Source organism: Terribium retamae (assembly GCF_022347545.1).
Classification (GTDB): Bacteria; Pseudomonadota; Alphaproteobacteria; order Rhizobiales; family Rhizobiaceae; genus Mesorhizobium; species Mesorhizobium retamae.
On sequence record NZ_JAKREW010000026.1, the window covers coordinates 1 to 14,341 of the forward strand.

Below are 14,341 nucleotides of genomic sequence, written 5' to 3' on the forward strand. Positions count from 1 at the left end.
CGCTGATCGGCGGAGGCACGCGAGGCGCGCACCGTCTCCAGGCGCGTCAGGCCGCTCGCCGGCTCGTATTTCGGCAGGCGCGACAAGCCGGAATCGATGACGACGCGCACGCCGTCGATGGTGATCGAGGTTTCCGCGATCGCGGTCGCCAGCACCACCTTGCGGCGACCTTGCGCCGCTGGGCGGATGGCAGCATCCTGCGCCTTGCCGTCGAGCTGGCCATAGAGGGGCACGACATCCGTGTCGGCACTGACACGCCCTTCGAGTTGCGTTGCGGTGCGTTCGATCTCGCGCTGTCCGGGCAGGAAAGCGAGCACGCTGCCCGTTTCGTCGGCCAGAGCGGTTCTTATTGCCTTGGCCGTCGCCTCCTCGATGGGCACGCCGGCGGGGCGCTCCTCATATCGGATTTCTACGGGAAAGCTGCGGCCCTCGCTTTCGATCACGGGCGCGCCGGACAGAAGTTTCGCCACGCGAGCGCCGTCGAGCGTCGCCGACATCACCAGAAGGCGCAGATCCGGCCGCAGCGCCCCCTGGACATCGAGGGCCAGCGCCAGTCCGAAATCGCCATCCAGCGAGCGTTCGTGGAATTCGTCGAAGATCACCGCAGACACGCCTGGCAGCTCCGGATCGTCGAGGATCATGCGTGCCAGAACGCCTTCGGTGACGACGAGAATGCGCGTGTTGGCCGAAGTACGGTTCTCCATGCGCATGGCGTAGCCAACCGTGCCGCCCGGCTCTTCGCCAAGCAGGGCGGCCATGCGCCTGGCTGCCGCGCGGGCGGCTAGCCGGCGCGGTTCCAACAGCACGATCTTGCCGGATTTGAGCCAGGAGGCGTCGAGGAGGGCGAGCGGCACCAAGGTCGTCTTGCCTGCTCCCGGCGGCGCCACCAGCACCGCGCTGGTGTCGGTTTCGAGAGCGCCGTTCAGCGCTGGCAAGACAGCGGTTACGGGCAGGTCGGGCAAGCGTGGCGCGTTCATCGGGCAAACGCCTGCTGGCACGGACCGCGCTTTTCGATGGCCTGAAAGGAAGACATGGAAGGCGGCCTAGGCCGCCTTCTTGCGCGCAAGTCTCGCCTTGATGCTGTCGACGTCGGCGCGCGGGGTCGCGGCGAACAGCGTCTTGGTGTAGCTGTGCTGCGGGTTGGCGAAGACCTCGTCGCGGGAGCCATATTCGACGGCCTCGCCAAAATACATCACCATGACGTCGTCGGCGATGTAACGCACCACCGACAGGTCGTGGCTGATGAAGACGTAGGTCAGCTGGAACTCGTCCTGCAGGTCGGCAAGCAGGTTGAGCACCTGTGCCTGCACCGAGAGGTCAAGCGCCGAAACAGGCTCGTCCAGCACCAGCAGGCTCGGGTTCAGCATCAGTGCACGTGCGATCGCGATGCGCTGCCGCTGGCCGCCCGAGAACATGTGCGGATAGCGGTTGTAGTGCTCCGGCCCAAGGCCGACCTTTTTCAGCATCGCCATGGCGCGGTCGCGGCGTTCGGAGGCCGGGACATCGGTGTTGATCACCAGCGGCTCGCCCAGGATGTCGCCGATCTTCTGGCGTGGATTGAGCGAGCCATAGGGGTTCTGGAACACGATCTGCACCTTGCGGCGCATCTCCTTGGACAGGCCGTCCTTGGCGATATCGACCTTCTTGCCGTCGATGAACAGCTCGCCGGCGCTTGGAGCGTCGATCAGTGTGATGATGCGCGCAAGCGTAGACTTGCCGCAGCCGGACTCGCCGACGATGGCCAGTGTCTTGCCCTTCTCGACCGAGAAGGAAACGCCCTTCACCGCATGAACCGTGCGCGCCGGCCGGAACATGCCGCCACCGACATGGTAGTCGCGCTTGATGTTCTTTCCTTCGACGACAACGGTCATGAGGCGGCTCCCGAAACTGCGGGTTCGAACAGCATGTCGGAGACGGTTGGCAGCCGGTCGCCGGTGGCGTTGTCCGGCAGAGCTGCAAGCAAGGCGCGCGTATAGTTGCTCTTCGGGTTCTCGAACAGCGACAGCACATCTGCCTCTTCCATCTTCGTGCCCTTGTACTGCACGACGACGCGGTCGGCCGTTTCGGCGACCACGCCCATATTGTGGGTGATCATGATGAGGCCCATGCCGTGTTCGGCCTGCAGCTTCATCAGAAGGTCGAGGATCTGCTTCTGGATCGTAACGTCGAGCGCGGTGGTCGGCTCGTCGGCGATCAAAAGCTTCGGGTTGCAGGCGATCGCCATGGCGATCATCACGCGCTGGCACTGGCCGCCCGACATCTGGTGCGGGAAGGAGTTGAGCCGCTCCGTCGGTTCGGGAATGCCGACGAGCGTCAGCAGCTCGACGGCACGGGCGCGGCGCTGGACCTTGTCCATGCCCATATGCACGCGCAGCACTTCCTCGATCTGATAGCCCACCGTGAAACACGGATTGAGGCTGGCGATCGGCTCCTGGAAGATCATCGAGATGTCCTTGCCGATGATCTTGCGGCGCTCGGCTGGGTCGAGGGCCAGGAGGTCCTTGCCGTTGAAGCTCATGCGATCGGCTTTCACCGTCGCCGAAGGCGGCAGCAGGCCCATGACCGCCAGCATCGACACCGACTTGCCGGAGCCGGATTCGCCGACGATTGCCAGCACTTCCCGCGGCTCGATCGACAGATCGATGCCCTTCACCGCCATGAAGGGCCCGCTCGACGTATCGAACGAGACCGTCAGATTCTTGATCTCTAGCAATGCCATGTCACGACCTCTTCAGCTTGGGGTCGAGCGCATCGCGCAGACCGTCGCCGATCAGGTTGATGGCGAGCACGGTGATCAGGATGGCGAGGCCGGGGAAGGTGACGACCCACGGTGCACGCAGGATGAACTCGCGCGCGGAGGCGAGCATCGTACCCCATTCCGGCGTCGGGGGCTGGGCGCCCATGCCCAGGAAGCCGAGCGCGGCTGCCTCGAGGATGGCATTGGAGAACGACATCGTCGCCTGAACGATCAGCGGCGCCACGCAGTTCGGCAGGATCGTCACCAGCATCATTCTCAGATGGCTGGCGCCCGCGACCTTGGCCGAGACGACATATTCACGGTTCTTCTCGGCCATCACGGCGGCGCGGGTCAAACGCGCGAAGTGCGGCTGCAGCACCAGTGCGATGGCCAGCATGGCGTTGAAGAGACCAGGCCCGAGGATCGCCACAAGCACAAGGGCGAGCAGCAGCGACGGGAAGGCCAGGATGATGTCCATGACGCGCATGATCAGTGCGTCGACCCAGCCACGGAAGTACCCGGCCAGCACGCCGAGCACGATGCCCGAGGACAGCGCGAAGACGACGACGATAAGGCCGATGAACAGCGAATAACGCGCTCCGAAGATCAGGCGCGAGAGAATGTCGCGTCCGACGGCATCGGTGCCCAGGATGAACATCGACTTGCCGCCTTCCTGCCAGGCCGGCGGGGTGAGCAGGGAGTCGCGGAACTGTTCGTCCGGCAGGTGTGGCGCCACAAGCGGTGCGAATAGGGCCACCAGGACCAGGAGGGTGAACACCACCAGGCCGATGACGGCGCCGGTGTTCATGGAGTAGTAGTGCCAGAATTCGGCGAAGGCGCGCTGCTTCGGGCCGGAAGGCACCGTCGCGGCGGTGGTTTCGCCTGCTGTTTGATCTGTCATGTCACTGCACCCGGATACGTGGGTTGATGACGGCATAAAGCACGTCGACGACGAGATTCACGGCCATGACGATGAGCGCGATGATGAGCAGCCCGCTCTGCACGACCGCATAGTCGCGCTTTCCGATGGCGTCGATCATCCACTTGCCGATACCCGGCCAGGAGAAGATCGTCTCGGTCAGGATGGCGCCGGCCATCAGCGTGCCGACCTGCAGGCCGATTGTCGTGATGACCGGGATGAGTGCGTTGCGGAAGGCGTGCAGGCCGATGACGCGGCGTGGCGACAGGCCTTTGGCACGCGCGGTGCGCACATAGTCCTCGCCCAGAACCTCGAGCATTGCTGATCGCGTTTGTCGCGCGATGACGGCCAGCGGAATGGTGGCGAGCACGATCGACGGCAGGATGAGATGGCTGGCCGCTGACCAGAAGGCGCCGGGTCTGCCGGAGATCAAACTGTCGATCAGCATGAAGCCGGTGACAGGCTTAAAGAAGAATTGCAGACCGATGCGGCCCGAGACAGGGGTCCAGCCGAGATAGCCGGAGAAAAAGATGATGAGCAGCAAACCCCACCAGAAGATCGGCATCGAATAACCGGTCAACGCCACGCCCATGGTGGCTTGATCGAACCAGGAGCCGCGTTTGACGGCTGCGAAGATGCCGGCGGGAATGCCGATGAGGATCGCGATGATCATGGCGACGAGAGCAAGTTCCAGCGTCGCTGGGAAGAGTGTCATGAATTCGCCGAAAACCGGCCGCTTGGTGGAGAGCGAGATGCCGAAGTCGCCACCGAGAACGCGGCTGATGTATTCATAGTACTGGACAATATAGGGCCGGTTGAAACCGAACCGTTCGACCAGTTCGGCATAGCGTTCGGGGCTCACGCCGCGCTCGCCAGCCATAGCGAGGATCGGATCTCCTGGAAGCAGGCGCACAAATGCGAAGGCCGCCAGCGAGATACCGAAGATGGTTGGCACAATCAATGCCAGCTTGTGGAGTAGATAGCGGAACATGGGCCTTAATAAAACGGCGGCGCTGAAAGTCCAGCGCCGCCGTTCCCTATTTCACGTTGAAAGCCTTATTCGGTAACGTCAACACCGTCGAAACGGTGGATACCGAGCGGATCCATGGCGAAACCGACGACTTTCTTGTTCATCGGCATGAACACCTTGGAGTGAGCAATCGTCAGCCATGGGGCCTCACGCTTGAACACTTCCTGGGCCTTCTCATAGATCTCGGTGCGCTTGGCGACGTCCGTGGTGGCCTTGCCCGCCTGGAGCAGGTCCTCGAACTCCTTGTTGCACCATATCGCATAGTTGGACTGGCCGATGGCCGAGCAGCCGAGCAGGAACAGGAAGTTGTCCGGATCGCCGTTGTCGCCGGTCCAGCCAAGCTGGAAAGCGCCATCACGATCCTTGGCCTTGCCGCGTTCGCGATATTCGGTCCACTCGTAGGAGACGATCTCGGCCTTGACGCCAACCTTGGCGTAGTCAGCCTGGATCATCTCGGCAACGCGCTGTGCGCCCGGATTGTACGGACGCGACACCGGCATGGCCCAGATCTTCATGGAAAGATCCTTCACGCCCGCGTCGGCCAGCATCTTCTTGGCCGCTTCCGGATCGTAGGCGTCGTCCTTGATGTTCTTGTTGTAGGACCACATCGTCGGCGGGATCGGGTTGACGGCCACCTGGCCGGCGCCCTGATAGACGGCGTCGATGATCGCCTGCTTGTTGACGGCCATGTTGAGGGCCTTGCGGACCTCGACCTTGTCGAACGGCGCTACGGTCGTGTTGTAGGCCATGTAGCCGACGTTCAGGCCTTCCTGCTCGGCGACGTTGAGATTGGTGTCAGCCTTCAGGCCGGCGATATCCGCCGGCGCCGGGTAGGACATGATATCGCATTCGCCGGCCTTGAGCTTCTGCGCACGCACGGCTGCATCGGGGGTGATGGCGAAGATCAGGTCGTCGATCTTCTGGCGTCCACCGAAATAGCCGTCCCAGGCCTGATAGCGGATGACCGCGTCAACCTGGTAGTCGACGAACTGGTACGGGCCGGTGCCGACCGGCTTCTGCGAGAACTGCGCCAGCGTACCTGCCTTCTCGAGCTGATCGGCATATTCCTTCGACACGATCGAGGCGAAGTCCATGCCGAGGTCCGGCAGGAAAGCCACTTCCGGCTTGTTCAGCACGAACTTGACGGTGAGGTCGTCGACCACGACGATTTCCTTCAGCAGCTCGGGGAAGCCCATGCCGGTGAAGTATTCCCAGCCGGTGCCGGCCAGGTAGCTGTACCACGGGCTTTCCTTCTTCCACTGACGCTCGAAGGAGAACTTGACGTCCTCGGCGTTGAGATCGCGGGTCGGGGTGAACCAGTCGGTCGTCTGGAACTTCACGCCCTTGCGCAGCTTGAAGGTGTATTCCTTGCCATCGTCGGAAACAGTCCAGCTCTCGGCCAGGCCGGGCGAGATGGTGGTCTTGCCGTGGTCGAATTCGACCAGCCGGGAATAGATGGTGCGCGACGAGGCGTCGAAGTCGTTGCCGCCGCTCCATGGCGATGGATCGAACCCCGCTGGCGATGCTTCCGAGCAGTAAACCAACTGCTTGGCGTTCGCCATCCCACCCATGACGGTTGCGGCCAGCAGCGCGGCCGCAAAAGTCAGTTTCGTTTTCATTGAGCACTCCCTGGTGTTCTGCCAAGCCCCTCTATAGGCTCGCGAAGGGCGCATATAAGCACCGTTTTTCTGGCATTGGAACTCCCTGTCTGTCTCTCCTTCAGTTATGGAAATAATATTCTAGAGATAGCCAAATATCTGATAGTATTATTGCTTCATCAGCCTATCACGGGAATATGAACGCCCGTATCTTTCGTTGAAGCGCAAAAACCTCCTACGGCAATTTGAGGCAAAAAAGGACGCGCCCAGTGGGTTGTCGGAACGCTGCTGCAAATTCCAGTCAAGGTGCCGTTGGGGCAAGGCTTGCACGGGAGCGAATAGTCGCAATACATAGTCGGCAGCAGGGTTTTCGGCGCGAATAGCGCCAGTCGCACGGCGCACCAGCCCCCGCCCAAGAGGGGTCGAGCCGGCCCACAATTGTCGAGGGAGGAACAGGTGGCGAAGGCAACGAAGACAACAGGTTCGGTCAAGTCTACGACGAAGGCAACGACAGCCGCCGATAAGAAGGCGCCAGCGAAGGCGAAGGCAGCAAAAGCAGCCGCCACGGTCTCGAAGCCCGCAGCAACCGCGGCGGTGAAATCCAATCCGGCTGCCAAAGCCGTCAAGCCGAAGGCGGAAGCCGCAAAGGCCAAGCCGGCAACGGCCAAGGCTGCGCCGGCGGTCAAGGCTTCGGCGAAGCCAACCGCCGCCGCAAAGGCTGCAACCGCGAAAGCCGGGACTTCGAAACCGGCGGCAGCTGCGTCAACGAAAACGGATGCTGTTCCAGCGGGAAAGATAGCCAAGCCGAAGGCGGAAGCGGCGAAGGTCGCTGCCAAACCAGCCGCAGCGAAGGCGTCGGCGAAGACGAACAGTGCCAAGGCACCGAAGACATCGAGCGCCCGGGCCGAGACCCTTCCGAGGGCGGCCGCGTCGCTCGCCAATGGTCAGCCGCCCAAGCCGTGGCTGGCAAGCTATGCCGATGTCGTTCCGGCCGAGATCGCCGGCCTGCCTGCGGAATCGATCGGTGATCTCCTGGTCACGGCCTGCAAGCAGTTTGCGTCGCGTCCTGCCTACACCTGCATGGACAAGACCATGACCTATGCGGAACTGGAGCGGCATTCGACTGCTTTTGCGGCCTTTCTGCAGTCGAGGGGTTTGGCCAAAGGTGCGCGCGTCGCCATCATGATGCCGAACGTGCTGCAATATCCGGTCGCGATGATGGCAGTCCTCAGAGCTGGCTATACCGTGGTGAACGTCAATCCGCTCTACACGCCACGTGAGCTCGAGCACCAGCTCAAGGATTCGGGCGCGGAAGCGATCATCATCTTGGAAAATTTCGCCAACACGCTGCAGGCGGTCATTGCCCGCACGCCGGTGAAGCATGTCGTCGTCGCATCCATGGGCGACATGCTGGGTGGCCTGAAGGGCATGATCGTCAATCTGGTCGTGCGGAAGGTCAAGAAAATGGTTCCGGCCTGGTCGTTGCCTGGCCATGTCAAGTTCAATGCCGCCCTAAGGGAGGGTGCAGGCAAGGCGTTCAAGCCGGTGGCTGTCACACGCAACGACATCGCCTTCCTGCAATATACCGGCGGGACCACCGGCGTCTCGAAGGGCGCCACCTTGCTGCACAGCAACGTGCTGGCCAATGTCGAGCAGAACCGTCTGTGGCAGGAAACGGCGTTCGTCAAACGGGCGCGCCCCGAGCGGCTGGTCTTCGTTTGCGCGCTGCCGCTCTATCACATCTATGCCCTAACGGTGAATGCGCTGATGGGCATGCAACAGGGCGCCCAGAATATCCTGATCCCGAACCCGCGCGACATTCCGGGCTTCGTCAAGGAACTGCAGAAATATCCCGTCAACGTTTTTCCGGGGCTGAACACGCTGTTCAATGCGCTGCTCAACAACGAGGATTTCCGCAAGCTCGATTTCAAACCGCTGCTTCTGGTCTTTGCCGGAGGCATGGCGGCACAGCGGCCGGTCGCCGAGCGCTGGAAAAAGCTTACCGGCATCAACATTTCCGAAGGCTACGGCCTGTCCGAAACATCACCGGTCGCGACGGCCAATCGGTTCGACGCCGACGATTTCACCGGCACGATCGGTTTGCCGATCCCATCCACGGAGATCTCCATCCGCGATGAAGACGGCAATCCGGTACCGCTCGGAGACGTGGGCGAAATCTGCATCAAGGGTCCGCAAGTCATGGCGGGTTACTGGAACCGACCTGACGAGACCGCCAAGGTGATGACCGACGACGGCTACTTCAAATCCGGCGACATGGGCTTCATGGACGAGAAGGGCTACACGAAGATCGTCGACCGCAAGAAGGACATGATCCTGGTCTCCGGCTTCAATGTCTACCCCAATGAACTTGAGGAAGTCGTGGCCCAGCATCCGGGTGTTCTAGAGGTGGCGGCGATCGGCGTGCCGGACGAGAAGTCGGGTGAGATTCCGAAGCTCTTCGTCGTCAAGAAGGACCCAGACCTGACGGCCGAGGCGCTGCTCGAATATTGCAAGCAGAACCTCACGGGCTACAAGCGGCCGAGGTACATCGAATTCCGGACGGAGCTGCCGAAGACCAATGTCGGCAAGATCCTGCGGCGCGAACTGCGCGGATAGGCTTCCGGCACATTCGCTGTCGCCCTTACGCAGAGGGCGACAATGGCAGGATTTGGTCGGCGCGCCGCGAAGCGGGAGATACCTTGGGTTGCGGGCTAGCCTGCCGGCGTGCGAAATTGCCGGTCCGACCGATGGAGATTCGCCCGATGGCGCCGAGATCGTCAGCTTTGCTGTTCCTGCTTCTGCTCGCCGGATGTGCGGGCGATTCTTCGCTAGTCTCGCGCCAGGATGCGGACCTGCAGTCATCGATCCAATACGACAAGGTCGAGTGCAAGAGGCTGATTGCTCAGCGCAACGCGCTCGCCAGCGCCAACGGGCTTGCAACTGATGCCAAGCCGGTCTTCGCGGAAACGCCGCTCGGCCTCGGCCCTGTGCTGCCGGATACACGCTCGGCGAAGAGACAGTCGGCCGACAAGGCAGCCGCTGAAATCGACGCCATGAATCGCTCTCTGATCAGGCGCCAGTGCATTCCGAAGCCTCCGGAAAGCTGATTGGAGCGTCCGCTCTTCAATAGCCGGCGGAGCGATCGACCGTGTTCTGCAGCGGTTCGCCGCGTTCGAAAGCCGCCATTTGCGCCAGCATGATCGGCACGAGATGGTTGGGATCGGACGTCGCGGCAGCGTGCGGCGTCACGTACACTTTCGGATGGCTCCATAGCGGGCTGGTCTTCGGCAGAGGTTCTACCTCGAACACGTCGAGGCTTGCTTCCTTGAGAATGCCTTCGTCCAGCGCGCGCAGGATATCGTCATCTTTCTGCAGTCGGCCACGCCCGGCATTGATGAGCACGGCGCCTCCCAGGCCGTTGCGACGGCGCAGTTCCTTGAGCAGTCCGTAGTTGACGATGCCGCGCGTCGTCGGCGTCAGCGGCAAAAGCACCACCAGGATATCTGTGGCATTGAGGAAAGGGATCAAACCACTGTCGCCGACATAGCCGGTAGCGCCGTCCATCGGATGTGATGTGCGCGACCAGCCATTGACGCAAAATCCGAGCGACAGCAGCACCGAAGCCGCGGCACGGCCGAGTGTCCCCAACCCCATGATGCCGACTGAGATGTCGCCTGCGGGCCGCTGTTGTGGCTCATGCCAGGTCTTCTTTTGCTGCTGTTGGCGATAAAGCGCGCCCTGGCGGTGGTGGTCGAGTACGCGCCAAACCACATACTCGGTCATGTATTGCGTCAGGTTATCGGCCACCACTTTGACGATCGGCACGTCGGGCAGGCCCGGATCGTTGAAGATGTGGTCGACACCGGCGCCGATCGAGAAGATGGCGCGCAGGTTCGGCAGGCCCGCAAGCAGGTTCGGCTTGTGTTTCCACACCACGGCGTAGGCGATCGACGGATCGGAGGTGCCCGCAGGTTCTGTCACCACCTCGCGCTCGGCGGAAAGCAGTTCATGCCAGCGCTGCGGGTGGAATCCGGTGACCGAAAGCAGGACACGGCCTTTTTCCAGATCTGGCATTTCGTGTTTTCTTCCCCGAGAAGTTGCGCGTCGGTGCTATCGTTAGTCGTTGACCGCACCAAGTGGCGCGGTCTCGATGCGGAAAGCCGCCGAGATCAGGGCCTTAGTATACTCGGTCTGTGGTCGTTCGAAAATTTGTTCGGATGGTCCAGCCTCGACCACCTTGCCGTTGCGCATGACGATGACGTCGTTGGCCAGTGCGCGGATGACCTTCAGATCGTGGCTGATGAATAAATATGCCAGATTGTGCTTGGTCTGCAGGCTGCGCAAAAGATCCACCACCTGCGCTTGGACACTCATGTCGAGTGCCGAAGTCGGCTCGTCCAGCATGACGAAGCGCGGCTTCAGGACCATGGCGCGCGCGATCGCGACCCGCTGGCGCTGGCCGCCGGAGAATTCGTGCGGGTAGCGGAAGCGCGTCGAGGGATCGAGGCCGACCTCGGTCAGAACATCGACGACCCGCTGGTCACGGTCGTCGGCGCTGAGTTTCGGCTCATGGATCTTCAGCCCTTCCTCGATGATCTCGGCGATCGACATGCGTGGGCTGAGAGAACCGAACGGGTCCTGGAAGACGATCTGCAGTTCGCTGCGCAGCGGCCGCATGGCACTGAAGGAAAGTTTGTTGATGTCGCGTCCGTCGAACTGGATCGCACCTGTCGAAGAGATCATGCGCGACAGTGCCAGGCCGAGTGTCGTCTTGCCGGAACCGGATTCGCCGACGACGCCAAGCGTCTGACCGGCCCGCACAGTCACGTCGATGCCGTCCACGGCCTTCACATGATCGACCACGCGGCGGAAAAAGCCCTGCTTGATCGGGAACCAGACCTTGATGTCGTCGCCGCGCATCACCGCCTTGGCATTTGCATCGGCAACCGGCGGCCGCCCTTTCGGCTCGGCGGCGAGCAGATGACGCGTATAGGCATGTTGCGGATTGCCGAAGATTTCCTTGGTCGGGCCGCTCTCGACGATCTTGCCCTTGGTCATCACGCAGACCCGGTCGGCGATCTTGCGCACAATGCCGAGGTCGTGGGTGATGAACAGCATCGACATGCCGTTCTTCGTCTTCAGCTTGGCCAGCAGCTCCAGGATCTGCGCCTGAACCGTCACGTCGAGTGCGGTGGTCGGCTCGTCGGCAATCAGGAGCTGAGGCTCGTTTGCCAGCGCCATGGCGATCATGACACGCTGACGCTGACCGCCGGAAAGCTGGTGGGGATAGGCGTCGAGCCGCTTTTCCGGTTCCCGGATGCCGACTTCGTTCAGCAGTTCCAGTGTGCGCTTGCGTGCCTGGACCTCGCCCATGCCCTGGTGCAGCTTCAGGATTTCGCCGATCTGCCGCTCGATCGTGTGCAGCGGGTTGAGCGACGTCATCGGCTCCTGGAAGATCATGGTGATCTTGTTGCCGCGCACGCTGCGCAGCTGCCGCTCGTCAAGCTTGAGCAGGTCCTGGCCGCCGAACAGGATCTGGCCGGACGGATGACTGGCCGGCGGATAGGGCAGGAGCTTCAGCACCGAAAGCGCCGAGACCGATTTGCCGGAGCCGGATTCGCCTACCAATGCCACCGTCTCGCCCTTGGCGATATCGAAGGAGATATGGTCGACGGCGGTCGAGACCTTGCCGCCCTGCAGGAAGGCAACGGAAAGATCGTTGACGGAGAGAAGGGGCGTCTCGCTCACTTGAACGTCTTCCTCGGGTCGAAGGCGTCACGGGTCGCTTCGCCGATGAAGATCAGCAGCGACAACATCACCGAGATGACGACGAAGCCGGACAGGCCGAGCCAGGGTGCGTTGAGGTTACGCTGCCCCTGTTTCAGCAATTCGCCTAGCGAAGCCGAACCGGGCGGCAGGCCAAAGCCGAGGAAGTCGAGCGAGGTCAGCGTCGAGATCGACCCGTTCAGGATGAAAGGCAGGAAGGTCAGCGTCGCAACCATGGCGTTGGGCAGCAGATGGCGGAAGATGATCGTGCCGTTCGGCACGCCAAGCGCGCGCGCTGCGTTGACATATTCGAAGTTCCGGGCGCGCAGGAATTCCGCCCGCACGACGCCTACGAAGGCGACCCAGGAAAACAGCAGCATCAGACCGAGCAAGATGAAGAAGCCGGGCGGTAGCACCGCGGCAACGATGAGCAGAAGATAAAGCACCGGGATCGCCGACCAGATTTCGATGAAGCGCTGGAACAGCAGGTCGGTCCAGCCGCCGAAATAACCTTGGATCGCGCCGGCCGAGACACCGATCAGCGCCGAACCGAGCGTCAGGACCAGGCCGAACAGCACGGAAATGCGGAAGCCGTAGATCACGCGCGCCAGCACGTCGCGTGCCTGGTCGTCCGTGCCCAGCCAGTTCCAGTTGCCGACGATGCAGTCGGGGTCGGCCGTCTTCTGAGGATATTGCGCGCAACGCCTTTCCGCATCGTACATCCAGGATGGTTTGGATGGAGCCGGCTCCGGCACGGCGTTGTTGACTGAACGGTAGGAATAGCGGATCGGGGGCCAGATCATCCAGCCATTGGCGTTGATCTCGTCGCGGATCACTGGATCGCGATAGTCGGTGACGGCGTAGAAGCCACCGAATTTTTCTTCCGGGTAGGCGACCAGAACTGGAAACAGGATCTCGCCTTTGTAGGACGCGATGATCGGTTTGTCGTTGGCGATGAGTTCCGAACCCAGCGACGATACGAACAGCACGAGGAAGATCCACAGGGACCAGTAGCCGCGCCGGTTGGCCTTGAAATTGGCCCAGCGGCGCTGATTGAGCGGAGACACCTTCGGACGGCCGATCGGTGCGGCCTCGGCAACGGGATTGGCTGGCACGTCCGCCATCACACGTCCCTCCGCTCGAAGTCGATGCGCGGATCGATCCATGTGTAGGTGAGGTCGGAGATCAGGCTGACGAACAGGCCGATCAACGACATGATGTAGAGATTGGCGAAGACGACCGGGTAGTCGCGATCGACCACGGATTTGAAGCCGAGCAGGCCAAGTCCGTCGAGCGAGAAGATGTTCTCGATCAGCAGTGAGCCGGAGAAGAAGGCCGAGATGAAGGCGCCGGGGAAGCCGGCGATGACGATCAGCATCGCGTTGCGGAAAACGTGGCCGTACAGCACCTGCCGTTCGGAAAGACCCTTGGCGCGCGCCGTCACCACATATTGCTTGCGGATCTCCTCCAGGAAGGAATTCTTCGTCAGCAGCGTCGAAGTGGCGAAGGCCGACAGCACCATGGCGGTCAGCGGCAGCGTGAGATGCCAGAAATAATCGAGAATGCGCTGGGGCCAGGACAGCTGGTCCCAATTGTCGGACGTCAGGCCGCGCAGTGGGAACCAGTCCCAGAACGAGCCGCCGGCGAAAAGGATCATCAGCAGGATACCGAACAGGAAGCCTGGAATGGCGTAGCCAATGATGACGATGGCGCTGGTCCAGGTGTCGAAGGAGGAACCGTCCTTCACCGCCTTGCGGATGCCGAGCGGGATCGAGATCAGATAGGAAAGCAGCGTGATCCACAGGCCGATCGAGATCGAAACCGGCATCTTTTCCAGGATCAGGTTCACCACCGAAATATCGCGGAAGTAGCTGTCGCCGAAATCGAAGCGGGCATAGTTCCACAGCATCAGTCCGAAGCGCTCGAGTGGCGGCTTGTCGAAACCGAACTGCTTTTCCAGCTTGGCGATGAATTCGGGATCGAGCCCCTGCGCGCCGCGGTATTTGGAGTTGACGCTGGCGGCCGGGTCGAAATTGTTGCCGCCGGCGAGATCGCCACCGCCACCGCCGCCCAGGCGATCGGAGGCACTGCCGCCCTGGTTGGTCAGCTTGGCGATGACCTGCTCGACCGGCCCGCCGGGCGCGAACTGCACCACCACGAAGGAAATCGCCATGATGCCGAACAGGGTCGGGATCATCAGAAGCAGCCGGCGCAGTATATAGGCGCCCATCAGGCCGTGCCTCTCAGGGATCGGAAGGTCCCTTGCGTATGATGTCGGATGCCATGCATCC

Annotated in this window: 12 protein-coding genes; 2 read left to right on the forward strand and 10 right to left on the reverse strand. The window is 61.9% G+C overall.

All coding sequences use genetic code 11. The features are described from left to right. From L4923_RS21170 to L4923_RS21195, 6 genes are all read right to left on the reverse strand, one after another. On the reverse strand, window positions 1-977 hold a 977-nt coding region (locus L4923_RS21170; protein WP_239368811.1), incomplete at its 3' end, for a DEAD/DEAH box helicase. 66 nt (window positions 978-1,043) lie between these two features. Next, window positions 1,044-1,871, reverse strand: a complete 828-nt coding sequence (locus L4923_RS21175) for a dipeptide ABC transporter ATP-binding protein (RefSeq protein ID WP_275448511.1) — start codon at window positions 1,869-1,871, stop codon at window positions 1,044-1,046. Beyond that, the gene (locus L4923_RS21180; RefSeq protein ID WP_239368813.1) at window positions 1,868-2,719 is read right to left on the reverse strand and encodes an ABC transporter ATP-binding protein; all 852 of its coding nucleotides are present in this window, start codon (window positions 2,717-2,719) and stop codon (window positions 1,868-1,870) included. The genes L4923_RS21175 and L4923_RS21180 overlap by 4 nt, the downstream gene beginning before the upstream one ends. 1 nt (window position 2,720) lies before the next feature. After that, window positions 2,721-3,638, reverse strand: coding sequence for an ABC transporter permease subunit (locus tag L4923_RS21185; RefSeq protein WP_239368815.1), 918 nt, complete (start codon window positions 3,636-3,638; stop codon window positions 2,721-2,723). A gap of 1 nt (window position 3,639) precedes the next feature. Then, window positions 3,640-4,647, reverse strand: a complete 1,008-nt coding sequence (locus tag L4923_RS21190; protein ID WP_239368817.1) for an ABC transporter permease subunit — start codon at window positions 4,645-4,647, stop codon at window positions 3,640-3,642. 65 nt (window positions 4,648-4,712) lie between these two features. Continuing rightward, on the reverse strand, window positions 4,713-6,305 hold the full coding sequence (locus L4923_RS21195) for an ABC transporter substrate-binding protein (RefSeq protein WP_239368819.1): 1,593 nt from the start codon (window positions 6,303-6,305) through the stop codon (window positions 4,713-4,715). Window positions 6,306-6,878: 573 nt separating this feature from the next. Here L4923_RS21195 and L4923_RS21200 point away from each other — a divergent pair. Next, entirely contained in the window at window positions 6,879-8,900 is a 2,022-nt protein-coding gene (locus L4923_RS21200) for a long-chain fatty acid--CoA ligase (protein WP_239368944.1), read from the forward strand. Between the two features lie 146 nt (window positions 8,901-9,046). Then, window positions 9,047-9,391, forward strand: a complete 345-nt coding sequence (locus L4923_RS21205) for a hypothetical protein (RefSeq protein ID WP_239368821.1) — start codon at window positions 9,047-9,049, stop codon at window positions 9,389-9,391. A gap of 16 nt (window positions 9,392-9,407) precedes the next feature. Here L4923_RS21205 and L4923_RS21210 read toward each other — a convergent pair whose 3' ends face one another. The 4 genes from L4923_RS21210 to L4923_RS21225 are packed head-to-tail and all read right to left on the reverse strand — an operon-like array spanning window position 9,408 to window position 14,280. Then, the gene (locus L4923_RS21210) at window positions 9,408-10,349 is read right to left on the reverse strand and encodes a 2-hydroxyacid dehydrogenase (protein ID WP_239368946.1); all 942 of its coding nucleotides are present in this window, start codon (window positions 10,347-10,349) and stop codon (window positions 9,408-9,410) included. 51 nt (window positions 10,350-10,400) lie between these two features. Beyond that, entirely contained in the window at window positions 10,401-12,032 is a 1,632-nt protein-coding gene (locus L4923_RS21215; protein ID WP_239368823.1) for an ABC transporter ATP-binding protein, read from the reverse strand. Continuing rightward, window positions 12,029-13,174 carry an ABC transporter permease gene (locus tag L4923_RS21220; protein WP_239368825.1) on the reverse strand — a complete coding sequence of 382 codons (1,146 nt, stop codon included), beginning with the start codon at window positions 13,172-13,174 and terminating at the stop codon, window positions 12,029-12,031. Before L4923_RS21220 ends, L4923_RS21215 begins: the two co-directional genes overlap by 4 nt. Then, window positions 13,174-14,280 (reverse strand): microcin C ABC transporter permease YejB, encoded by a 1,107-nt coding sequence (locus tag L4923_RS21225; protein WP_239368827.1) that lies wholly within the window; start codon window positions 14,278-14,280, stop codon window positions 13,174-13,176. Before L4923_RS21225 ends, L4923_RS21220 begins: the two co-directional genes overlap by 1 nt. Window positions 14,281-14,341: the final 61 nt, after the last annotated feature.

Coding starts and splice junctions, on each gene's coding strand:
- L4923_RS21205 (WP_239368821.1), top strand. CDS start 9,047: ATGGCGCCGAGATCGTCAGCTTTGCTGTTCCTGCTTCTGCTCGCCGGA.
- L4923_RS21225 (WP_239368827.1), bottom strand. CDS start 14,280: ATGGGCGCCTATATACTGCGCCGGCTGCTTCTGATGATCCCGACCCTG.
- L4923_RS21175 (WP_275448511.1), bottom strand. CDS start 1,871: ATGACCGTTGTCGTCGAAGGAAAGAACATCAAGCGCGACTACCATGTC.
- L4923_RS21195 (WP_239368819.1), bottom strand. CDS start 6,305: ATGAAAACGAAACTGACTTTTGCGGCCGCGCTGCTGGCCGCAACCGTC.
- L4923_RS21190 (WP_239368817.1), bottom strand. CDS start 4,647: ATGTTCCGCTATCTACTCCACAAGCTGGCATTGATTGTGCCAACCATC.
- L4923_RS21220 (WP_239368825.1), bottom strand. CDS start 13,174: ATGGCGGACGTGCCAGCCAATCCCGTTGCCGAGGCCGCACCGATCGGC.
- L4923_RS21180 (WP_239368813.1), bottom strand. CDS start 2,719: ATGGCATTGCTAGAGATCAAGAATCTGACGGTCTCGTTCGATACGTCG.
- L4923_RS21185 (WP_239368815.1), bottom strand. CDS start 3,638: ATGACAGATCAAACAGCAGGCGAAACCACCGCCGCGACGGTGCCTTCC.